Consider the following 20,654-nt stretch of genomic DNA (forward strand, 5'->3'; position numbering starts at 1 on the left):
CCGATGTTTGAAAGTCTGGTCCAAAAGGTTTTGCCCCAGATGGTCGAGCAAGGGCTGGCCGCACGTCTTGTTGAACAATTGTCCGAGATGGCGAGGTCGCAGATCGAGCAGCCGATGCAGATCATGGTGCCCGACGGATGTGTTGAAGATGTTAAGGCGCTGTTGCTGCCAGGAACGCAGCGCGAACCGCATGTCATCGAAGATCCTTCGCTTGAGGCAGGGCAAGCGCGCTTGCAGGTCGGAACCAACCGGCGCGAAGTGGATTGCAGCGCCTTGCTGACCACCGTTGCACAGATTTTTGACGCTTATGTCTTTGAGGCAAGAAAGGCTTTGTCCAATGAATGACCCGCAAACCGAAAAACCAAACCCGTTTGAATCCGTCCCGATCGAGGTGACAGTTTCGGTTGGCCGCGCCCGCCCGCTAATCCGGGATCTGTTGAACATGGGAGAGAACGCGGTTCTGACGCTGGACAAACGGATCGAAGATCCGGTCGACCTTTACGTCGGGGATCAACTGGTTGCGCGTGGTTTGCTGGAAGAGATGGAGGGCGATCAGGCCGGACAATTGGCTGTGCGCCTGACCGAGATTGCCGACCTTCAAAACGGAATAGGTTGATGCGTTTTGCGATCTGGCTGGCTCTGGCGATTGTGCTGACGCCATCGCTCGGTGCAGCACAGGATGTGACTTTGTCCCTTGGCGAGGGCGGGTCGATATCGGCCCGGACCATCCAGTTGATCCTTCTGATCACGGTGTTGAGCATAGCGCCGGGCCTGGCAGTTATGATCACTTGTTTTCCGTTTCTGGTTACAGTCTTGTCGATCCTGCGGCAGGGAATTGGCTTGCAGCAATCGCCGCCCAATATGCTGATTGTCAGTCTGGCGCTGTTTCTGACCTATTTCATCATGGATCCTGTGTTTACCGAAGCCTGGGAAAATGGCATTCGCCCGATGATGGAGGAAACGATGGGGGTCGAGGCCGCGCTGGAGCGGGCGCTGGACCCCTTCCGTACTTTCATGGCAGCCCGTTTGGACGCGGACACTTTTTACGCCATGGCAGCCCTCCGACCCGGTGGGGATGCGATGGAACTGTCAGCGCAAGCGCCGCTTTCTGTCCTGATGCCGTCTTTCATGCTGTCCGAGATCGCACGGGCTTTTCAGATTGGCTTTCTGATTTTCCTGCCGTTTCTGATCATCGATCTTGTTGTGGCAGCGGTGTTGATGTCGATGGGCATGATGATGGTCCCTCCAGCAATCGTGTCCCTGCCATTCAAACTGGCGTTCTTTGTCATCGCTGACGGCTGGGCCTTGATTGCAGGCGCTTTGGTACGCAGCTATGCGCCCTGAAATCGAAAAAAAGGGTCAGAAGAACCTGACCCTTTCGTATGCTCTGGCAAAATCTTCGAGCTGGCGCGTTGCCGCGCCCGGCTGCAGGGTCAGCCTGTTTTGTTCAGATCTCTGATCAGTTGATCCAGATTGCCTTTCCGGGCATCCAACATAGCGCCGATTTCGGTACGTTCGGTCAGCAGAAGGTTCACGCCCTCGATGAACATATTATAGAACTTGTCCCGGCCCGACTTGTCGGACACCAGGAAGGTCACGTCAAATGGGGCCGACCCGCGTAGTTTGACCAGCGTCCGAACTTCGTACCCGGCCTTGATTTTCCGGGCATTGCGCACATCAACTTCGCCACCAATAAACTCTCGGAACCGGCGGCCATATTTGCGTGAGATATAGCCCTGGAAGGCTTGGGTGAACTTTTTCAGTTGGGCTGGGCTGGCTGTACGGGCATCAGCACCCAGCGCGTAACGCGCCATGATGGGAACATCGCCATATTGGACAAAAATCTTTTCGAAGTCGCGCAACATTGCCTTTTCAGACTTGCCGGAATCGATCACCCGATTGATGTCAGCAACCACGCTGTTGACCAACGCTTTTGCTGCGGCTTCGGTCTGCGCAAAGGCTGGCATCGGCAACAGGGCCAGTGCGAGGCCCGAGGCGATGAAGTGACGGCGGTTCAACTCGTTATTCGGCATAGGGGTCCTCGTAGGGGTCTAAAAAGGGGTCCCTGACCGGGTCCGTCCCGGTTTCGGCATAGGGGTCAGAATACAAATCCAGATAGGCGTCTTCGTCGTCTCTTGCCAGTTCAAATCTGCGGTTTTGCAGATAGATCAAGCGTGCCTGCGCGTAACTGTCTGCACTTTCGTAAAGAATTGAATCGACCGTATCCGAGAATCGACCACGATCTCCCATGCGACGTACGATTTCGGCGTATACGCCAAGGTTATCGGCCGGCCTCACCGGGGTAAAGTTGATCGGGTTCGAGAACAGGTTGATCACGACCCCGATGGCGTCTCGTTGGGTTGAAGGGCCATAGAATGGCAATTCAACATAAGCGCCTTCACCCACGCCCCAGACATGCAGGGTTTCGCCAAAATCGGTGTCGACCGGCGGCAGGTTCAATTCGTCGGCGGGTGCGGACAGGCCAAACCCGCCCACGGTCATATTGACCACGAATCGCAGCAACGCGTTGCCCATCTGCTTTGGATTGCCCTGCAACAGGTAATCCACGGCCTGCCCCGGCAGCGAGATGTTCTCGGCGAAGGTGCTGAAACTGGTCACCATCGGGTCAGGAACGATCTTTACATAGCCTTTCGAGGCAGGGCGGAACAAAAACCGGTCCACGCCAAGGTTAAATTTGTGGATTGCCCGGTTGTTGTTTTCATACGGATCAAAAACGTCGCTACGCGAGGCCCCCTCGGGCGGGGTCGTAGCGCAAGCAGACAGAGTGGCCATGCAAGACAGGACAAAAAGGTGTTTCAGGCGCAATCTGCTGAGCACGGTTTGCTTCTCCCAAAATGGCCCGACACATGGTCCGCCGGACGTTCAATCAAAATCCACGTGCTGGGGTGGCACAAGTTCTGTCACTAGTCGTTTCGGGTCTTAAATGAAACACCTAGCGTGTAACCTGTCTGTTGGGGGCGGGTAAAGTGACCTAGGATCAACAGCCCGGAATAAGTAAAGAAACGCTCAGATCGCAGGCAAACAGGAAATTGCCGGTTTCCGCCTTTCCCAAACCAAGCTTCCCGGTTAGCGTCCGGCAGAGTCGAATTTAGGGAAGGACCCTCTCAATGAGCATCGCCGCAAAACTGGAAACCCTGGGTGTGACACTGGATGACGCGCCTGCACCCGCTGCCAACTATGTGCCGTTCGTACGCATGGGCAACATCGTTTATGTGTCGGGCCAGATTTCTAAAACCGATGAGCTGATTACCGGTAAACTGGGAGACGACATGGATGTCGAAGCCGGGGCGGCAGCGGCACGGGTTTGCGCGATCAATCTGTTGGCGCAGGTCAAAGCAGCTTGTGGCGGCGACATCGAAAAGCTGGTGCGCGTGATCAAACTGACTGGTTTCGTAAACTCGACGGCGGATTTCACCCAGCAGCCGCAGGTGATCAACGGCGCATCCGATTTCCTTGTCGAAGCGCTGGGCGATGCCGGTCGCCATTCGCGTTCTGCCGTCAGCGCAGCGTCACTGCCGTTGGGCGTCGCGGTCGAGATCGAAGGGATTTTCGAAGTCCAATGACACCCACATTGCCGTCAGAGTTTCTTCAACGCCCGATTGCGCATCGGGCGTTGCATGACATTTCCGACAACCGCCCGGAAAACAGCCGCGCCGCCATTCAGGCCGCAATTGACGCCGGATATGGGATCGAGATCGACCTGCAGTTGACTGCGGATGGTCAGGTGATGGTTTTTCACGACTATGATCTGAAGCGCCTGACGGGGCAGACCGGTGCGATTCAGCAGATCACCGGGGCCGAGGCCTCAGCGGTTTCGTTGCTGTATTCCGACAGTGAAGGTATCCCGTCACTGAAAGAAGTGCTGGATCTTGTCGCAGGTCAGGTGCCGTTGCTCGTCGAGTTCAAAGATCAGGACGGGGCCATGGGCACCGGCATCGGTCCGTTGGAGCAAGAGGCCGTGCGCATTCTGTCAGGCTACGAAGGTCCGCTGGCGCTGATGTCTTTCAACCCGAACTCGACCGCTGAACTGGCGCGTCTGGCGCCGCATTTGCCTTGCGGGATTGTAACATGTGCTTTTGAGGCAGACGACTGGCCGTTGTCTCAGGCCGTCCGCGAACACCTGCGCGAAATACCGGATTTCGAACGTTCTGGTGCCAGTTTTATTAGCCACGAAGCGGCTGATCTGTCCCGCCCTCGTGTGGCCGAGTTGAAGGCACGGGGCGTACCGATCCTGTGCTGGACAATCCGGTCGCCTGAACAAGAGGCAGAGGCCCGACAGGTTGCCGACAATGTGACCTTTGAAGGGTATCTGGCGACGCATTCGGCTTGAACCTGCTCTGAGCTGTCACAGATAAAGGACAGGCGCGGAGGACAAATGGATCAGGCTCAGATCGAAATTCAGGTATTGGGCGCCCTGTCGCAGATTTCTGCGGCAGAGTGGGATGCCTGCGCCTGCCCCGAGGTCGCCGATGGCGGGCGGCCTCTTGATCCCTTCACAACCCATCGGTTTCTGCTGGCGTTGGAAAAAAGCGGGTCGGTCGGGCGCGGCACAGGCTGGCAGCCGCAATACCTGACGGCTTATCTCGACGGATTGCTGATTGCTGCGGCCCCGATGTATGCAAAATCGCACAGTCAGGGCGAATACATCTTCGATCACAGTTGGGCCCATGCCTATGAAAGCGCTGGCGGGCGCTATTACCCCAAGCTTCAGATCGCTGTGCCGTTCACCCCGGCCACTGGACGACGTTTCCTGGTGCGCCCGGGTTACGAGAGGATCGGCATGTCGGCCCTTGTGCAAGGCGCGGTGCAACTGGCGGCTGACAATCAGGTCTCATCAGTGCACGCGACCTTTTGTACCGATGACGAAGCGGTGGCCGGGGAACAGATGGGCCTGATGCTGCGCAGCTCACAGCAATTTCACTGGCTCAACGACGACTACATTGATTTCGATGGTTTCCTTTCGGTCTTGTCGTCGCGCAAACGCAAAAATATCCGCAAGGAAAGGGCCCAAGCCAACCGCTTTGGGGGCGATATCCGCACGCTGACCGGAGATGAGCTGAGGCCCGAACATTGGGATGCGTTCTGGCGATTCTACCAAGACACCGGGGCCCGAAAGTGGGGTTCACCGTACCTGACACGGCAGTTCTTTGATATCGCGCAGGAAACCATGGCAGATGACATGGCCTTGGTGCTGGCGGAACGGAACGGTTATGCCATAGCCGGGGCGCTGAACTTCATAGGCCGAGAAACGCTTTTTGGCCGGTATTGGGGCTGCGTTGAGCATCACGCCTGTCTGCATTTCGAGTTGTGCTATTATAGGGCGATTGATTTTGCCATTGCCCACGGTCTGGCCCGGGTTGAGGCGGGCGCTCAGGGTGAACACAAACTGGCGCGAGGTTATTTGCCAACGCGCACGCATAGCTTGCATTGGGTTGGCGATCCGGGTTTTGCTGATGCCGTCAAAAAATATCTGGACGCCGAAGGCCGCGCAGTGGGAGAAGAGATCGAGATTCTGACGGACTACGGCCCGTTCAGGAAAACGAACCCGGAGGAACAGCAATGACCGAACTCTTGTCGACCGAAACCCGTGGCCCGCTGCTGGATCCGCTGTTCAAGAACGGCTGGACGATGGTCGAAGGCCGAGATGCAATCACCAAAACGTTCATTTTCGACAATTTCGTTTCTGCCTTTGGGTGGATGACCCAAGTGGCGATTTGGTCTGAGAAATGGAACCACCACCCGGAATGGTCCAACGTGTACCGCACGGTAGAAGTTGTTCTATCCACTCATGACGTGGGCGGACTGTCCTCATTGGATGCCAAGCTGGCACGCAAGATGGATAGTCTTTGTTAGCGATCGTTGCCTGAGCCCTGGCCACCGGCCAGAGACGCGGCAGTACCCATCTGTCGGAACTCGGCAGGTGTCACAGTCCCGTCGCTGATGTCAATGGATCTGGGGATACCCGTTGTCTTGTTTCCAATTTGACGCACGCTGCGCGCGGCGGGGTTAATGTCGAGACATCGGTTCTGATAGCAGGTCAGTCCGGATAGATTGATTTGAATACGAGCCTGCCCGTCCGGCCCCGTCACAACCGGAGCCTGCGGAACATCACAAGCTGCGACCAGAGCCAATACACTCAAACCAATCCATTTGTTCATTCCCAGCTCCTGTCGTGACAGGCTTAATCCAGTTGGCCGTTGCCATCCTGATCCGCCGTGCTGAAGTCCTCATCCATCTGAGCATCATATTCCGCTCTTGAGATAAAGCTGTCCTTGTTGCGGTCAACATCCTGAAACTGCTTGATGTCCAAAAACGGCTTGGCTTCTTCCAGCCCCAGGGTGCCATTCTTGTCTTCATCCATCGTCTGAAATGCATAGTCCGAGAATGCGTTGAACTCATCCTTGGACAAGAACCCGTCATTGTTTGCATCAATGGCGTTCAGTTCTTTTTCATGCAGTTCGGCAACGGTTTCCGCTGTCGCTGCAGATGCCAGAACAATGGTTGCGGCTATGAAAATTGCTCGTGTCATGTCCATCCCTCTCAGCACGCAAATCTTTGGCCTTCAAAACCGCCAGCAGCAGCACCTGCCGCGGTCAGGATCGTCTTGCCCGACCCACCGCCAAACTGGTTGCCGATTGCGCCACCGATCAACGCGCCACCCAAGGTGCCACCAAGGCACGCGATCTCGTGCTGACGTGCGGCTTGTTGTTGTGGTGTTGGGGCCGGTCCGCAGGCTGAGATCAGGGCCGCGCCGGTCAGAATGAGGGAAAATGTCTTAAGTTTCATAAAGAACTCCACATATGCGTAGACCAAGTATTTGCGCAATGGAGCAGGTCTTCAAGTTAATTTGGGGTGTAAAGGCCCCGGCTGCCCGGGGCCGATGTCGTTTAGATGACCTCCAACAGGCCCTCACCGGCAGAAATCTCACAAGCGCCTGGATTTTCTTCCAAATTCAAAGCTGTGACTTTGCCATCCTCAACCAACATGGCATAGCGCTTGGATCGTGCAATCAGACCGACAGGCGGGGCGTCAAAATCCATGCCAATGGCCTTGGTGAATTCCGATGTTGCATCGGCCAGCATGGTCAATCCGGCCTCGGACGCGCCGGTCGCTTCGCCCCAGGCTTTCATAACAAACGGGTCGTTGACTGAAATGCAGATGATTTCATCCACGCCTTTGGCGTCGAACTGATCCTTTGTGCGCATGAAGCTGGGCACATGTGCGGAATGGCATGTCGGCGTAAATGCACCCGGAACGGCAAAGATCACGACTTTGCGGCCTTTGGTTTTTTCTGAAATCCGAACCTCCTCCGGCCCGTCCGCGCCCATCTGGGTCAATGTCGCTTCGGGAAGGGTGTCTCCTGTTGAAATCATTTTTCAGCTCCTGTCGTTTGGATTTGCAGAATTGGACTTAGCCGCAATATAGGTGGTCCAAACACAGAGACCACGGGAAAACTGCAGGGTGGGCGAAACATGAACCATATTGTCGTGATCGGTGCCGGTCAGGCGGGGGCATCTTTGGTGGCGCGTTTGCGCAAGGATGGGTTCGAAGGGGACATCACCCTTGTCGGAGCCGAGCCGCATTTGCCCTATCAGCGCCCGCCTTTGTCCAAGGCATACCTGCTGGGCGAGATGGAGCTGGAGCGCCTGTTCCTGCGACCCGAGAGTTTCTATGCCGAGAACAACATCACCCTGCGTCTGGGTCAGCGCGTCACGGGCATCGATCCGCAAGCCAAGACTGTGACGTTGGGGGATGAGGACATTTCCTACGACGAACTGGCACTGACCACCGGGTCCGATCCGCGTCGTCTGCCCGCGGCTATTGGTGGCAACCTGGAAGGTGTGCATGTGGTGCGTGATCTGGCGCATATTGACGATATGGAGCCCAAAGTGACCGAAGGTGCCCGTGCTCTGATCGTGGGCGGTGGCTATATCGGGCTTGAGGCCGCAGCCGTCTGTGCCAAGCGCGGCGTCAAGGTCACTCTGGTCGAGATGGCCGACCGCATTTTGCAACGGGTCGCAGCACCCGAGACCAGCGACTATTTCCGCGCATTGCACAGTGACTATGGCGCTGACATTCGCGAAGGCGTTGGGCTGGACCGGCTGATTGGCGAAAACGGCAAGGTCACAGGCGCCCTTCTGACCGACGGCACCGAACTTGAGGTTGATTTCGTTGTGGTTGGTGTCGGTATCGCGCCCGCAACCCAATTGGCCGAGATGGCGGGGCTGGAGCTGGACAATGGTATCAAGACCGACGCCCATGGCCGTACTTCGGATCCGTCAATCTGGGCGGCAGGCGATTGTGCCTCGTTCCCGCACGGCGAAGGCCGGATCAGGCTGGAGAGTGTGCCCAACGCCATCGATCAGGCCGAGATCGTCGCGCAGAACATGCTGGGCGCGGCCCGGGATTACGTGGCGACCCCGTGGTTCTGGTCGGACCAGTATGATGTCAAATTGCAGATTGCTGGTCTGAACACCGGATATGACCGCGTCGTGACCCGCAAGGGCGAAGGGCAAACCGTGTCCTTCTGGTATTACAACGGCGATCAGTTGATCGCGGTGGACGCAATGAACGACCCCCGCGCCTATATGGTCGGCAAACGCCTGATCGACGCAGGTAAGACAGCCGATCCAGCGATCGTGGCTGATCCGGACGCGGACCTGAAGCCGCTGCTCAAGGCGTGAGGATCATTGCAGGAGAGTTCCGGGGCCGCGCTTTGGCCTCGGTCGGCAAAGGGGATACGGGCGCACATCTGCGCCCAACCACCGACCGCGTACGCGAAAGCCTGTTCAACGTCCTGACCCATCAGATCGACTTTGACGGCCTGCGCGTGCTGGATCTGTTTGCAGGAACCGGGGCGCTGGGGCTTGAAGCGCTGTCGCGTGGTGCGGCGCATGTCACATTTGTTGATGACGGACGAGCAGCGCAGGCGCTGATACGCAAGAATATCGATTTGACACGCAGCGCCGCGCGCACCGATCTGATCCGCCGTGATGCAACCCGGTTGGGTGACAATCCCGGTTCACCTTATGATCTGGTCTTTCTTGATCCCCCTTACGGAAAGGCCATGGGCCAGAAAGCTGTTACCGCTTTGGCAAACGGTTGGCTCGCCGAGGATGCACTCCTGGTTTGGGAAGAAAATACCCCGATGCAGGCGCCCGCAGGGTTCAAGCTGCACGAAAGCCGGAAATATGGCGACACGCATATCTCTTTGATGTGGAAAGTCGAAACGGATGCATGATCTGGTGATTTTCGATTGCGATGGTGTTCTGGTCGACAGTGAAGTGATCTCGAACCAGGTGCTGATGGGTAATCTGGCAGGTTATGGCCTGCGTTTGACGCTTGCGGAATGCATGTCGCTGTTTGTCGGCGGAACGATGGTCGGAGTGCGCGACAAGGCGCGCGCCATGGGCGCTGATCTGCCCGAGGACTGGATCGATCAGGTTTATGCCGAAACCTATGATCGCTTGCGTGCGGGTGTCCCTTTGGTGCCCGGAATCTCGGAGCTTTTGGTAGCACTGGATCAAAACGGCATCCCGTATTGCGTTGCGTCAAACGGCAGTCCGGACAAGATGAAGATCACCCTGGGTCAGAACGGGCTTTGGGACCGGTTCAAGGACGTCATGTTCTCGGCCCATGTTCTGGGAACTGGCAAACCGGACCCTAAGATGTTCAAGCTGGCCGCTCAGCATTTCGAAGCAAATGCGCCTGTGGTTATTGAAGATAGCCAGAACGGTGTCACAGCGGCCATGCGGGCAGATATGCGCTGTTTGGCTTATGCACCGCATGGGGGCGGCAACAAGTTGGCTGATCTGGGTGCCGAAGTGATCACGGATATGGCGCAGGCACACGGGCTTTTGGGACTCAGAGCCTGAATTGTGCTAACGTGCGGTCATGGACCGCGCTCTGACACCCTTCAGCTGGACGTTTTCCCGTGACGCCGAGGCCACAACTGGCCCCGAGCGCAAACCGATGCGCGCGCCGGTTTTCATTCATGACGCGGTGACGCCATGGGGGGCAGAAACGATGCTGCTGAAAGTGATGCGCGAACAGGCCGCCGATCAGGAGGAATAGGTCGGGTGAAATTTGCCACCTGGTGAGAGCGTAAAGATATCGACCCCATCCGCTGTGACACCCACCGAATGCTCGAACTGTGCCGACAGTGACTTGTCGCGGGTCACGGCAGTCCAGTCATCAGCCAGCGTTTTGGTTTCGGGGCGACCCAGATTGACCATCGGTTCAATGGTAAAGAACATACCCTCTTCCAGAACCGCGCCAGTTCCCGGACGGCCATAGTGCAGCACGTTGGGTGGCGCGTGGAACACGCGACCCAGACCGTGGCCACAAAAATCGCGTACAACACTCATCCGGTGCGCTTCTACATAGGCCTGAATGGCGTGGCCGATATCACCGAAAGTGTTGCCGGGCTTGACCATCTCGATGCCCTTGAACAGCGCGTCATGGGTCACTTGGATCAGCCGTTCCGCCTTGCGCGGCAGTTTACCTGCCACATACATGCGCGAGGTGTCGCCGAACCAGCCGTCAACGATAACAGTCACGTCGATGTTCAGGATGTCGCCGTCTTTCAGCTTTTTGTCACCGGGAATGCCATGGCAGACCACATGATTGACGCTGATACAGCTGGCGTGCTGATAGCCCTTGTAGCCAATCGTGGCCGAAGTTGCGCCCGCGTCTTCAACCATCTGCGTGATCAGCCCGTCGATTGCGCCGGTCGTCTGGCCGGGAAAAACATGTTCGGCAATATCATCCAGAATCCGCGCCGCCAAAGCCCCTGCCGCGTGCATCCCGGCAAAGTCGCTTTGTTCATAGATGCGGATGCCGTCTTTGGTCAGGCGGCCACGATGCTCTTTCATCGACGCTAAGCTCCAAATGTTTCGCGCAGCATTCCTTTTACGCTGCTTGTGCAGAAAGTACCAGAGGGCGCAGGGCCACACTCACTCAGCGAAGTAGTTCGACGGCTCATGACTTTCAACAGCCGCTCTCTCATGCCGGCACTACGACCCTAAGCTGCGACAGGTTCAATCCCACGCTATTTTGGGGGGCGGAGTGCCGCAAACTTCCAAACGAGCGGACAGTGCAATTAATTTGCCCTTGGTCGCAGCTATTTCGCCCTCCAGATCATCCCCCGATAAACTGGATACAGGAACTCCGATCAACAACACGCCGACAGCATCACCGGCAACGGCTTGTTTCTGGGCGGAAATCAAGGCGGGTACTCTGGCGACCTCTTGTTGGTAGAGTTGTCGTGCCTTCGCGCAGGATATGTCGCTATAGACATCCCCGATTGGAACCGGTGCGATCGAACTTGGTTGTTCCGCACACGCTGTGACGGCGAGAATGACGGCAAATGTGACTAGAATATTTGGCATGCTGAACTCCGTGATTTCTGACATTAGGCGACAGTTTCGCGAAGGCTCAGCAGGTATAGGTGAACTCCCACTGAGGGTCGATGACCAGTCGGGCAGAACGGATGTCACATGTTCTGCCGGTTGACTTCAGGTATTCTGTCGCCGCCGATTGAAAGACCAACTGCGTGGGGTCCATACTGCCAGCCAAGCCGAATGTTGCCCCTTCGGCTGCACCGGCCAAGGCGGCATCTCCCAGGCTGGGCGTCAGCATAATCAAGCCGCTTTCAGGCTTGTCGAAGACGCGCCAGCTTCTGCCATAGGCTTCGAAGTTTATTGGGTCGACGTCGCCATATGTCTTCATCGCGTAACTCATGCCCGAGCAAGAGGCCGTGTACAGAAGTGCGGCGCACAGAACGGTTGTAACAATGGTTTTGTATCGCATGACAAATCTCCCCCCGAAATTGTCGTGCTAAATAACAAGGCTTTTTATGTGCCAATTGACATTGATATGAATCAACAAATAGTATTTTAAGAATATTTATAGTGAGCTTGAGGTTTGACCCGAGATGCGAGGCTTTCGTGTTTCTGGCGGGTGCTGCTGCATGGCCTCTAGAACGGTTTTGGGTAAGACTGCGATTCCCTCTGGCGAAACCCGTGTCCCATACACCAACCGTTCCACCCCCTGCGCCTGCGCTGCGTCAAACGCCGCCGCATAGGCCGGGTCAATATCAGCCGCCAGCGCAAATCGGTCGCAATCGGTGCGCTGGACCAGGTACAACATGATCGCCCGATGCCCTTGCGCGGCCATGGCTGCCAGCTCGCCCAGATGCTTGGTGCCGCGCGCGGTGACGCTATCAGGGAACTCGGCCAGACCGGGCTGGCGGGATAGGGTAACGCTTTTGACCTCGACATAGGCGTCGGGCAGGCCCGGCCCGGTCAGCAGAAAATCGATGCGGCTGTTCTCGCCGTATTTCACCTCGGGCCGGACGGTGTCATAGGCGGCCAGTTCTGCGATCTCGCCAGCTTCAAGCGCCGCCCGCAAGGCGCGATTTGGAACTGAGGTGTCAACGCCAGTGAAATGCCCGTTCTCGTGATCCACCAGACGCCAGCCGTATTTCAGCTTTTTCTTGGGATCGTCGTTGGGTTCCAGCCAGATTTTCCCGCCCGGTTCGGCCAGCCCCATCATCGATCCCGGATTGGCGCAATGGGCCGTAACCTCTTGCCCGTCTTCCAGCACACAATCGGCCAGAAAGCGTTTGTAGCGACGGATCAGGCGAGCGGGGACAAGAGGGGTTTCAAAACGCATGGTTCAGGGCCTATACCTGCCCCTGAGAACGATCAAGAGGGGAGAGCGCCATGGCCAATCCAACCGCAGCGATGCTGGTGATCGGGGATGAAATCCTGTCGGGCCGCACCCGTGATGCCAACATGCATTTTCTGGCGCAGGAGCTGACCAAACACGGCGTCGACCTTAAAGAGGTGCGCATTGTCAGCGATGATGCCCCAGCTATTGAGGCGGCGGTCAAGGCGCTGTCTGATGCCTATGACACCGTCTTTACCAGCGGCGGCATCGGACCGACCCATGACGATATTACCGCCGATTGCATCGCACGGGCGTTCAACACGCCGATAGATGTCCGGGATGACGCGCGGGCGCTGCTGCAGGCGCATTACGACAAATCCGGGTTGGAGCTGAACGCCGCTCGCCTGCGCATGGCCCGCATCCCGGATGGTGCGGTGCTTATCGACAACCCAGTTTCGACCGCACCGGGTTTTACCCTCGCGAACGTGCATGTGATGGCGGGTGTGCCTTCAGTTTTTCAGGCTATGGTGGCCAGTGTTCTGCCAACGTTGACCGGGGGCAGTCCCTTGTTGTCGCAAACTCTGCGCGTGGATCGGGGCGAGGGCGATATTGCCGCAACTTTGTCTGAATTGGCCGAGGATTTCAGCCAGCTGTCCATTGGCTGCTATCCCTTCCAGATCAACGGGGTCTTCGGGGCTAACGTTGTGATACGTGGCACTGACGGTGGGCAGATTGATGCGGCCATGACCCGCCTGGCGAAAGAGTTGGAGCTTTGAGCCTGAACTGGGCGGACATAGTCGACGGCACGTGGCCCGCTGCAAGCTATCGAGCATGTGGTCCGTTCCGGTTGCGCGAAGGGCAGGGCGGCGGGTCGCGTGTCTCTGCCGCCAATGCTTGTGGCCCTGTCGCCGAAGCGGATATTGACGCCGCCGAAGCGGATATGTTGGCCATGGGGCAGAAACGCATTTTCTGCCTGCGCCCCGGCGACGAGGCGCTGGACGCGCAGCTGGCCCGTCGGGGGTACAGCGTTCTGGATCCGGTCAATATTTATGTCTGTCCGGTCGATCTGCTGACAGATCAGTCTATCCCTCCGGTCATGGTTTTTTCGGTATGGGAGCCGCTTGAAATCATGCGCGAAATCTGGGCTTCGGCCGGGATTGGCGCAGAACGTTTGGCGGTAATGGCGCGCGCGAAAGGCCCCAAAACCAGCCTGTTGCTGCGCCACAATGATAAACCCAGCGGGGTGGCATTTGTCGCAATTCATGGGGATGTTGCGATGATCCACGCGCTTGAAATTCTGCCCGATCATCGCCGCCAAGGTCTGGGCCACTGGGCCATGCGCGCGGCGGCAATCTGGGCGCGGGATAACGGCGCGCAGACCCTCAGTGTGATCTGCACCAAGGCCAACAATGCGGCCAACGGTCTTTATCGCGCGCTCGGGATGGAGCTTGCGGGCGAATACCATTACCGTCTGCTCGAGTGAACTGAAGAGGCTGCCGTGACACAGAAAGACATGCCCACCGCGCTGAACCTGCCCATGGTCGATCCGCTGCCGCCGGAAACGCAGAAGTACTTTGATATCTGTGTCGAAAAACTGGGTATGGTGCCGAACGTGTTGAAGGCCAACGCATTCGACATCGACAAGCTGAATGCTTTCACAGCGATGTACAATGACCTGATGCTGGCCGATAGCGGATTGTCCAAGCTTGAACGTGAGATGATTGCGGTGGTCGTCTCATCGATCAACAAGTGCTTTTACTGTCTGGTCGCGCATGGCGCGGCGGTGCGGCAGCTCTCGGGTGATCCGCAGCTGGGCGAAATGCTGGTGATGAACTATCGGATCGCGCCGCTGGAGCCGCGTCAACGTGCGATGCTGGATTTTGCCGCCAAGATGACCACCGCAAGCGCTGAGATCGAAGAACCTGACCGCCAGAAGCTGCGCGATGCTGGGTTCACCGACCGCGACATCTGGGACATTGCGAATGTGGCCGGTTTCTTCAACATGTCCAACCGGGTGGCCAGTGCAACCGCAATGGTGCCCAACGCAGAATACCACGCTCAGTTTCGATGATCCGCGCCTCTGTCCTTCTTTCAATGCTACTGACCGGGCCGGTTCTGGCGCAGGATCTGACCCTGCCCACCAGTGCGCGCCAGATTAGTGACCGGACCTCGCCCTTGGACAGTTATGAGCTGCCGACAGGGCACTTTGCGAACGGTGCAGTGCCTTCGGACACTGTCGAAGGGCGGGTTGAGCGGTTTACTTGGCGGCTTCAGGCAGGCTCCAGCACGACTTTGCAATTACTGGCGCCGCTGCGTGACCAGATCGAGGCGCAAGGCTACAAGATCCTGTTTGAATGTGAGGCGCAAACCTGCGGCGGCTTCGATTTCCGTTTCGGGACAGAAGTTGTGCCGACACCTGATATGTATGTCGCCATTCAGGATTACCGTTTCCTTTCAGCGACCAAGGGATCCGTCGCGCTTAGCTTGTTGGTCAGTCGCAATCCGCCGGATGGCTACGTTCAGTTGATCCGCGTGAAGCCACAGGATGCCCCTGATCCCGATCCGGTTGTGATCGAACAAGCCGTTGAAGGCACTGGTGGACTGCTTGAGGCGTTGGCAAGCGCGGGGCATGTGATTCTGGATGACCTGCATTTCCCAACGGGTGAGGTGGCTTTGGGTGAAGGGCCGTTTGACTCACTGACTCTGCTGGCCCGTTACCTGTCCGACAACCCTGACACGCGACTTGCATTAGTGGGGCATACCGACGACACGGGCGCGCTGCAGGCCAATATCTCTGTCAGTAAAAGCCGGGCCGAGGCCGTGCGCACCCGATTGATTGAGGCCCATGGTGTGGCCCCCGAGCGGATCGAGGCGCAAGGCGTGGGTTATCTGGCTCCGATCACGTCCAACGCAACGCCCGAAGGGCGCGACCTGAATCGCCGGGTCGAAGCGGTGTTGCTGGTCAACTGATCCTATACCACCGAGCCTTAAGGCAAAAAAAGACCCGCACTTTGACATGCGGGTCAGAGGTTGGTCTTCAGGGAGAATTACCAGTCCATCGGGCCTTTGTCGTGGTAGGACTCGACGAGGAAGTCGATAAAGGCTCGAACTTTGGGTTGTGTGAAGCGGCCGGGCGGGTAGACGGCATAGATGCCCTGAACCTCATCCGGTAAGGAAGGCATGGCGTCGACCACCTGTCCTGATTTCAGCGCTTCGGCGTAAAGATAACTTGGCAGATACGCGATCCCCAGCCCCGAGATGGCGGCGTTCAGCAGCGATTGCCCGTCATTCACGCTCAACCATCCTGCCGTGCGCACCTGACGTTTTTCACCCGATGGCGCGGTCAGCTTCCAGACATTGCCCGAAGACTGGCTGGAATAGTGCAGCAGCTTGTGTTCATTCAGATCATCGATCTTCTGCGGGCGTCCGAAGCGTTCAATATAGCTGGGTGCAACGACCATGCGTTTCACGGTTTCGGTCAGTTTGCGTGCGCGCAGCGTGCTGTCTTCCAACTCGCCAATACGGACGGCGACGTCAAATCCTTCGGAAATCAGTTCGACATAGCGATTGTTCAACACCATGTTCACAGTGATGTCGGGGTAGGCGGCCAGGAACTCGGACAGAACGGGAGACAGGTGATTCACGCCGAAATCCGTGGCTACGCTGATGCGCAACAGGCCAGATGGGGCCGATTGCATAGATGTGACCAGCGAATCTGCTTCGCCCGCGTCATTCAGAACGCGCCGCGCGCGGTCATAATAGGCAAGGCCGATTTCCGTCGGCGACACCCGGCGGGTGGTGCGGTTCAGCAACCGGGCCCCCAGACGCGCTTCGAGGCTCGAGACATGTTTGGACACGGCAGACTTGGAGATGCCCATCTTCTTGGCCGCATCGGTGAAGCCACCTTGGTCCACCACATTGGCGAAGGCTTCCATTTCGGTCAGTCGGTCCATACTCGTTCCCCAGATCTTGATTTCCTACCCGACTATGGCGCTGAATCTGGGCGGAAACGCGGCAGACATGGGATAATATCAGGGATTTGAATCGGATCGTTTGCGTATGGGAAACGCAGAAACAGTGGTTTCCAAACCTGCTGGAGCCCCTGTCTGGCTGTGTTTTTTGGCGCAACGACCTAATGTGTTACCTTGAGGATGGCATTTTTGTGACCAGGGAGGAGACCATGAAGACCGTTTTCACCATCGCTGCCTTTTGCCTTTTTGCGGGCTTTGCTCACGCCGGGGGTGAAACGCCTTCGAACCCCGATGCGAAGGTTTATTTCGTTAACCTTTCAGACGGTGACACAGTGCAATCACCGGTTACAGTTGTCTTCGGCCTCAGCGGAATGGGCGTCGCCCCGGCCGGGACCGAAAAGGAAAACACCGGCCACCACCACCTGTTGCTCAACCGCCCCCCGATTGGTGAGGGCGAGGATGGTGCGGACGAACTGGCCTATGGTCTACCCGCCGATGACAACCATATGCATTTTGGCGGCGGCCAGACCGAGGTGACGCTGGACCTGCCCGCAGGCCAGCACACGCTGCAACTGGTGTTGGGCGACGCGGGTCACGTGCCGCACAACCCGCCGATTGTGTCCGAGGTGATTACGATTACCGTCGAATAAGCGACCGCGGGCCTGTTTACTTTCGTGTCGATGTAAGGAACTCTCCGGCCATTGGTCGGAGGGTTCTATGTCACTTGAGTTTCTTCTTACATCTTTGATCGTCGTGCTGTTGCCGGGCACGGGCGTCATCTACACGCTGGCGATTGGGCTTGGCCGTGGGTTTCGCGCCAGCATTGCGGCGGCGGCTGGCTGCACGCTTGGAATCGTGCCCGCCGCTGTTGCCAGCATTATTGGCCTGGCCGCTTTGCTGCACACAAGCGCACTGGCCTTTCAGGTGCTCAAATACCTTGGCGTACTCTACCTGTTCTATATGGCGTGGGGCATTGTCCGCGAGGGCGGAGCTATGGAGGTCAGCGCCGAGAAATCGACCAAAGGCTACCTTAGAATTGCGACAACAGGCACGCTGATCAACGTGTTGAACCCCAAGCTGTCGTTGTTCTTTCTCGCGTTCCTGCCGCAATTCCTACCTGCCGACACAGCCCATGCAGGCTTGGCTTTGGTGCAACTGGCGCTGGCCTTCATGGCGATGACTTTTGTTGTCTTTATCGCCTATGGGGCCTGTGCTGCCTTGGCGCGGGACTACATCATTCACCGCCCGTCCGTGATGGCCTGGATCAAACGGTGTTTTGCAACGGCTTTTGGCGCGCTGGGGGTGAAGCTTGCGCTGTCTGACTGACCGAGCTTAAAGTTCGGCCGCCAGCCGCGTTCCCTGATTGATCGCTCGTTTTGCGTCCAGTTCAGCCGCCACATCAGCGCCGCCGATTACGTGCGGGGTAACACCGCGTTCGATCAGCGCGTCTGCCAGTGATCGGTCTGAAACCTGCCCGACGCACAGCACGATCGTATCCGCCGGGATCACGGTCGGGTCAGCACGGTCTTCGCCAAAACTGACATGCAGGCCGTCATCATCGATGCGCTCATAGTTCACGCCGCCTACGAAATTGACGTTTTTCATCTTCAGTGCAGCACGGTGAATCCAGCCGGTGGTTTTTCCCAATCCCTTGCCGTGAGCCTGTTTCTTGCGCTGTAGCAAAGTGACCTGACGCGCAGGCGCGCTGGGTTGTGGCCCTTCTGGCGCAAGGCCCGAGCGGTGCTCGGCCGGGTCTGTCACGCCCCATTCCTTCATCCAAAGCGGCAAGTCGGTGGTTGCGCTGTGCCCATCCTCCAAAAGAAATTCGGAGACGTCAAAGCCGATGCCGCCTGCGCCGATCACGGCAACAGATTCGCCGACTTCGGCCTTGCCACGCAGCACGTCGATATAACTGAGGACATTTTCCCGATCCTGCCCCGGAATCTGTGGATCGCGCGGGGTGACGCCGGTTGCGATGATCACCTCGTCAAAGCCGGCCAGGTCGTCAGCGCTGACCTCACGGTTCAACTCCACCTTTACGCCCAGATCGGCCATCATGGTGCGATACCAGTCGACCAGCCCCCAAAACTCTTCCTTGCCCGGAACCTGTTTGGCCATGTTCAACTGCCCGCCAATCTCGGGCGCGCGGTCAAACAAAGTGACGTTGTGGCCACGCTGGGCGGCAGTCATGGCCGTGGACAGACCGGCGGGGCCTGCACCGACAATGGCAACGTTTTTCTGCGTCGAGGCAGGCTCAATGACCAGTTCGGTCTCATGACAGGCGCGGGGATTGACCAGGCACGAGGTCAGCTTGCCGCTGAATGTATGATCCAGGCAGGCCTGGTTGCACGCAATGCAGGGTGCGATTTGCGCAGATTGCCCCGCAACGGCTTTGTTGACGAAATCGGCGTCTGCCAGCATCGGGCGGGCCATCGACACCATATCCGCACAGCCGGTGGCCAAAACCTCTTCGGCGACCTCAGGGGTGTTGATCCGGTTTGAGGTGATCACAGGAATCGACACCTTACCCATCAGCTTTTGCGTCACCCAGGCGAAAGCTGCCCGCGGCACGCTGGTGGCGATGGTCGGAATCCGCGCCTCGTGCCAGCCAATGCCGGTGTTGATGATTGTGGCACCGGCCTTTTCCACCTCTTGCGCCAGTTGCACCACCTCTTCATGCGTTGATCCATTGGGCACCAGATCAATCATCGACAGGCGGTAGATGATGATGAAGTCGCGGCCAACGGCCTCGCGCGTGCGGCGCACGACCTCAATTGGCAAGCGCATCCTGTTCTCGTAGGATCCGCCCCAGCGGTCTGTGCGCTTGTTGGTATGGGTCACAAGAAACTGGTTCAGGAAATACCCTTCCGACCCCATGATCTCGACCCCGTCATAGCCTGCTTGTTGGGCCAGAACGGCGGCGTTCACGATGTCGCTGATCTGTTTTTCGATGCCTTCTTCATCCAGTTCATTTGGCGGAAAGGGTGAGATAGGGGATTTCACCGGGCTGGGGGCCACGCATTTCGGACCATAGGCATAGCGACCTGCGTGCAGGATCTGCATCGCGATCTTGCCGCCTGCGTCGTGCACCCGTTGGGTCACGATGGAATGGTTCGCCACCTCTTTGTCGTTCGTCATCATCGACGCGCCGGGAAGAACCGAGCCCTCAAGATTCGGACCAATACCGCCCGTCACCATCAGCGCCACGCCACCGCGCGCCCGAACAGCATAGAATTCAGCCACCCGGTTCCAGTCACCGGTTTCCTCAAGCCCCGTATGCATCGAGCCCATCAGCACGCGGTTCTTCAAGGTGGTAAAGCCCAGATCCAGCGGGGCCAACATGTTTGGGTACGCAGTCATGGCGAAACTCTCCCTCCCGAATATGGGTGTTAGATTGACCTTCGCGTCAACTTTGTCACGCGAAACCCCACGTCACCCTCTTTGCTGTTGCCCCTGTGGTTGCTAGAGGTTGGCGGAACAACCCGATGAGGCCCCCTATGACCCCCGAAGACATCGCCAAGCTGCCCTATCGTCCTTGCGTGGGGCTCATGCTGATAAACGCGGACGGTAAGATTTTTGTGGGTCAGCGCAATGACCGCCACAAGGACGCATGGCAGATGCCGCAGGGCGGTGTGGACAAGGGCGAAGACCCGCGCGATGCGGCCCTGCGCGAGTTGTGGGAAGAAACCGGGTTGACCTCGGACCTGGTCGACGTTGTGGCCGAAACCGACGGTTGGCTGCCTTACGATCTGCCGCACGACATCGTGCCCAAGATCTGGAAAGGCCGCTATCGCGGGCAAGAGCAGAAATGGTTCCTGCTGCGCTTTGTCGGATCGGATGATCAGATCAACATCGAAACCGAACACCCCGAGTTTTCACAATGGAAATGGCAGGCGCCTGATCGGTTGATCGACGAGATCGTACTGTTCAAACGGGACGTATACGAACAAGTGCTCAAGGCTTTTGACAGCTACTTGCGTTGAAAGAATT

General features: G+C 57.6%; 29 protein-coding genes and 1 pseudogene. 18 read left to right on the forward strand and 12 right to left on the reverse strand.

Features of this window, described 5'->3' with window-relative positions:
- The 3 genes and pseudogenes from AC2FNU_RS10950 to fliP form a co-directional block, all read left to right on the forward strand.
- Positions 1–345 (forward strand): annotated as a pseudogene (locus AC2FNU_RS10950) (ABC transporter ATP-binding protein); the annotation flags it as partial.
- Entirely contained in the window at positions 338–616 is a 279-nt protein-coding gene (locus tag AC2FNU_RS10955) for a FliM/FliN family flagellar motor switch protein (RefSeq protein WP_496788083.1), read from the forward strand. The pseudogene AC2FNU_RS10950 and the gene AC2FNU_RS10955, both read left to right, overlap by 8 nt.
- Positions 616–1,344: a flagellar type III secretion system pore protein FliP gene (gene fliP / locus AC2FNU_RS10960; RefSeq protein ID WP_496788084.1), complete on the forward strand. Its 729-nt coding sequence runs from the start codon at positions 616–618 to the stop codon at positions 1,342–1,344. Before AC2FNU_RS10955 ends, fliP begins: the two co-directional genes overlap by 1 nt.
- Positions 1,345–1,433: 89 nt before the next feature.
- Here fliP and AC2FNU_RS10965 read toward each other — a convergent pair whose 3' ends face one another.
- Both AC2FNU_RS10965 and AC2FNU_RS10970 read right to left on the reverse strand, forming a co-directional pair.
- On the reverse strand, positions 1,434–2,033 hold the full coding sequence (locus tag AC2FNU_RS10965; protein ID WP_496788085.1) for an MlaC/ttg2D family ABC transporter substrate-binding protein: 600 nt from the start codon (positions 2,031–2,033) through the stop codon (positions 1,434–1,436).
- Positions 2,023–2,793 carry an MlaA family lipoprotein gene (locus AC2FNU_RS10970; protein ID WP_496788086.1) on the reverse strand — a complete coding sequence of 257 codons (771 nt, stop codon included), beginning with the start codon at positions 2,791–2,793 and terminating at the stop codon, positions 2,023–2,025. The genes AC2FNU_RS10965 and AC2FNU_RS10970 overlap by 11 nt, the downstream gene beginning before the upstream one ends.
- A 335-nt stretch (positions 2,794–3,128) precedes the next feature.
- Between AC2FNU_RS10970 and AC2FNU_RS10975 the strand changes: the two genes are divergently transcribed.
- Genes AC2FNU_RS10975 through AC2FNU_RS10990 form a run of 4 tightly spaced genes read left to right on the forward strand, consistent with a single transcriptional unit; the run spans position 3,129 to position 5,874 of the window.
- Positions 3,129–3,584 carry a RidA family protein gene (locus AC2FNU_RS10975; protein ID WP_496788087.1) on the forward strand — a complete coding sequence of 152 codons (456 nt, stop codon included), beginning with the start codon at positions 3,129–3,131 and terminating at the stop codon, positions 3,582–3,584.
- On the forward strand, positions 3,581–4,351 hold the full coding sequence (locus AC2FNU_RS10980; RefSeq protein WP_496788088.1) for a glycerophosphodiester phosphodiesterase family protein: 771 nt from the start codon (positions 3,581–3,583) through the stop codon (positions 4,349–4,351). The genes AC2FNU_RS10975 and AC2FNU_RS10980 overlap by 4 nt, the downstream gene beginning before the upstream one ends.
- A gap of 45 nt (positions 4,352–4,396) precedes the next feature.
- Complete coding sequence (locus AC2FNU_RS10985; RefSeq protein ID WP_496788089.1) at positions 4,397–5,584, forward strand: GNAT family N-acetyltransferase; 1,188 nt, start codon at positions 4,397–4,399, stop codon at positions 5,582–5,584.
- Complete coding sequence (locus tag AC2FNU_RS10990; RefSeq protein WP_171093186.1) at positions 5,581–5,874, forward strand: 4a-hydroxytetrahydrobiopterin dehydratase; 294 nt, start codon at positions 5,581–5,583, stop codon at positions 5,872–5,874. Before AC2FNU_RS10985 ends, AC2FNU_RS10990 begins: the two co-directional genes overlap by 4 nt.
- On the opposite strand, the gene AC2FNU_RS10995 is transcribed toward AC2FNU_RS10990, so the two are convergent.
- The 4 genes from AC2FNU_RS10995 to AC2FNU_RS11010 form a co-directional block, all read right to left on the reverse strand.
- Positions 5,871–6,179, reverse strand: coding sequence for a hypothetical protein (locus tag AC2FNU_RS10995; protein ID WP_496788090.1), 309 nt, complete (start codon positions 6,177–6,179; stop codon positions 5,871–5,873). The genes AC2FNU_RS10990 and AC2FNU_RS10995 overlap by 4 nt on opposite strands.
- Before the next feature lie 23 nt (positions 6,180–6,202).
- Positions 6,203–6,550: an EF-hand domain-containing protein gene (locus tag AC2FNU_RS11000; protein WP_496788091.1), complete on the reverse strand. Its 348-nt coding sequence runs from the start codon at positions 6,548–6,550 to the stop codon at positions 6,203–6,205.
- Positions 6,551–6,561: 11 nt separating this feature from the next.
- The gene (locus AC2FNU_RS11005) at positions 6,562–6,807 is read right to left on the reverse strand and encodes a YMGG-like glycine zipper-containing protein (protein WP_496788092.1); all 246 of its coding nucleotides are present in this window, start codon (positions 6,805–6,807) and stop codon (positions 6,562–6,564) included.
- A 101-nt stretch (positions 6,808–6,908) separates the two neighbouring features.
- Positions 6,909–7,394: a peroxiredoxin gene (locus tag AC2FNU_RS11010; RefSeq protein ID WP_496788093.1), complete on the reverse strand. Its 486-nt coding sequence runs from the start codon at positions 7,392–7,394 to the stop codon at positions 6,909–6,911.
- Positions 7,395–7,493: 99 nt separating this feature from the next.
- Here AC2FNU_RS11010 and AC2FNU_RS11015 point away from each other — a divergent pair, with 99 nt between their 5' ends.
- From AC2FNU_RS11015 to AC2FNU_RS11030, 4 genes are read left to right on the forward strand one after another with little or no spacing between them, the layout of a single operon-like run.
- On the forward strand, positions 7,494–8,705 hold the full coding sequence (locus AC2FNU_RS11015) for an NAD(P)/FAD-dependent oxidoreductase (protein ID WP_496788094.1): 1,212 nt from the start codon (positions 7,494–7,496) through the stop codon (positions 8,703–8,705).
- A complete protein-coding gene (rsmD, locus tag AC2FNU_RS11020) occupies positions 8,702–9,262 on the forward strand; it encodes a 16S rRNA (guanine(966)-N(2))-methyltransferase RsmD (protein ID WP_496788095.1) in 561 nt (186 codons plus the stop codon). The genes AC2FNU_RS11015 and rsmD overlap by 4 nt, the downstream gene beginning before the upstream one ends.
- Complete coding sequence (locus AC2FNU_RS11025; protein ID WP_496788096.1) at positions 9,255–9,896, forward strand: HAD family hydrolase; 642 nt, start codon at positions 9,255–9,257, stop codon at positions 9,894–9,896. The genes rsmD and AC2FNU_RS11025 overlap by 8 nt, the downstream gene beginning before the upstream one ends.
- A gap of 19 nt (positions 9,897–9,915) precedes the next feature.
- Positions 9,916–10,095, forward strand: coding sequence for a hypothetical protein (locus AC2FNU_RS11030; RefSeq protein ID WP_496788097.1), 180 nt, complete (start codon positions 9,916–9,918; stop codon positions 10,093–10,095).
- On the opposite strand, the gene map is transcribed toward AC2FNU_RS11030, so the two are convergent.
- The 4 genes from map to sfsA all read right to left on the reverse strand — a co-directional run bounded on the left by map (position 10,083) and on the right by sfsA (position 12,696).
- Complete coding sequence (gene map, locus AC2FNU_RS11035; RefSeq protein ID WP_496788098.1) at positions 10,083–10,895, reverse strand: type I methionyl aminopeptidase; 813 nt, start codon at positions 10,893–10,895, stop codon at positions 10,083–10,085. The genes AC2FNU_RS11030 and map overlap by 13 nt on opposite strands.
- A gap of 165 nt (positions 10,896–11,060) precedes the next feature.
- Complete coding sequence (locus AC2FNU_RS11040) at positions 11,061–11,411, reverse strand: hypothetical protein (RefSeq protein ID WP_496788099.1); 351 nt, start codon at positions 11,409–11,411, stop codon at positions 11,061–11,063.
- Between the two features lie 46 nt (positions 11,412–11,457).
- Positions 11,458–11,832: a hypothetical protein gene (locus AC2FNU_RS11045; RefSeq protein WP_496788100.1), complete on the reverse strand. Its 375-nt coding sequence runs from the start codon at positions 11,830–11,832 to the stop codon at positions 11,458–11,460.
- Positions 11,833–11,928: 96 nt separating this feature from the next.
- The gene (gene sfsA / locus AC2FNU_RS11050) at positions 11,929–12,696 is read right to left on the reverse strand and encodes a DNA/RNA nuclease SfsA (protein ID WP_496788101.1); all 768 of its coding nucleotides are present in this window, start codon (positions 12,694–12,696) and stop codon (positions 11,929–11,931) included.
- Between the two features lie 50 nt (positions 12,697–12,746).
- Here sfsA and AC2FNU_RS11055 point away from each other — a divergent pair, with 50 nt between their 5' ends.
- The 4 genes from AC2FNU_RS11055 to AC2FNU_RS11070 are packed head-to-tail and all read left to right on the forward strand — an operon-like array spanning position 12,747 to position 15,663.
- Positions 12,747–13,469 carry a competence/damage-inducible protein A gene (locus AC2FNU_RS11055; RefSeq protein ID WP_496788102.1) on the forward strand — a complete coding sequence of 241 codons (723 nt, stop codon included), beginning with the start codon at positions 12,747–12,749 and terminating at the stop codon, positions 13,467–13,469.
- Entirely contained in the window at positions 13,466–14,176 is a 711-nt protein-coding gene (locus AC2FNU_RS11060) for a GNAT family N-acetyltransferase (protein ID WP_496788103.1), read from the forward strand. The genes AC2FNU_RS11055 and AC2FNU_RS11060 overlap by 4 nt, the downstream gene beginning before the upstream one ends.
- Before the next feature lie 30 nt (positions 14,177–14,206).
- Positions 14,207–14,764 (forward strand): peroxidase-related enzyme, encoded by a 558-nt coding sequence (locus AC2FNU_RS11065; RefSeq protein ID WP_496788121.1) that lies wholly within the window; start codon positions 14,207–14,209, stop codon positions 14,762–14,764.
- Positions 14,761–15,663, forward strand: a complete 903-nt coding sequence (locus AC2FNU_RS11070; protein ID WP_496788104.1) for an OmpA family protein — start codon at positions 14,761–14,763, stop codon at positions 15,661–15,663. The genes AC2FNU_RS11065 and AC2FNU_RS11070 overlap by 4 nt, the downstream gene beginning before the upstream one ends.
- Before the next feature lie 77 nt (positions 15,664–15,740).
- On the opposite strand, the gene AC2FNU_RS11075 is transcribed toward AC2FNU_RS11070, so the two are convergent.
- The gene (locus AC2FNU_RS11075; protein WP_480800430.1) at positions 15,741–16,646 is read right to left on the reverse strand and encodes a LysR family transcriptional regulator; all 906 of its coding nucleotides are present in this window, start codon (positions 16,644–16,646) and stop codon (positions 15,741–15,743) included.
- Positions 16,647–16,873: 227 nt separating this feature from the next.
- On the opposite strand from AC2FNU_RS11075, the gene AC2FNU_RS11080 reads away from it, so the two are divergent.
- Both AC2FNU_RS11080 and AC2FNU_RS11085 read left to right on the forward strand, forming a co-directional pair.
- Positions 16,874–17,314: a DUF4399 domain-containing protein gene (locus tag AC2FNU_RS11080; protein WP_171184345.1), complete on the forward strand. Its 441-nt coding sequence runs from the start codon at positions 16,874–16,876 to the stop codon at positions 17,312–17,314.
- A 67-nt stretch (positions 17,315–17,381) separates the two neighbouring features.
- Positions 17,382–17,990 (forward strand): LysE family translocator, encoded by a 609-nt coding sequence (locus tag AC2FNU_RS11085; protein WP_496788105.1) that lies wholly within the window; start codon positions 17,382–17,384, stop codon positions 17,988–17,990.
- A gap of 6 nt (positions 17,991–17,996) precedes the next feature.
- Here the strand turns inward: AC2FNU_RS11085 and AC2FNU_RS11090 are convergent, their stop codons facing one another.
- Positions 17,997–20,024 (reverse strand): FAD-dependent oxidoreductase, encoded by a 2,028-nt coding sequence (locus tag AC2FNU_RS11090; protein WP_496788106.1) that lies wholly within the window; start codon positions 20,022–20,024, stop codon positions 17,997–17,999.
- Positions 20,025–20,161: 137 nt separating this feature from the next.
- Here AC2FNU_RS11090 and AC2FNU_RS11095 point away from each other — a divergent pair, with 137 nt between their 5' ends.
- Positions 20,162–20,647: an RNA pyrophosphohydrolase gene (locus AC2FNU_RS11095; protein ID WP_496788107.1), complete on the forward strand. Its 486-nt coding sequence runs from the start codon at positions 20,162–20,164 to the stop codon at positions 20,645–20,647.
- The last annotated feature ends 7 nt before the right edge of the window (positions 20,648–20,654 follow it).

This window comes from Ruegeria sp. BHSB064 (assembly GCF_059613205.1).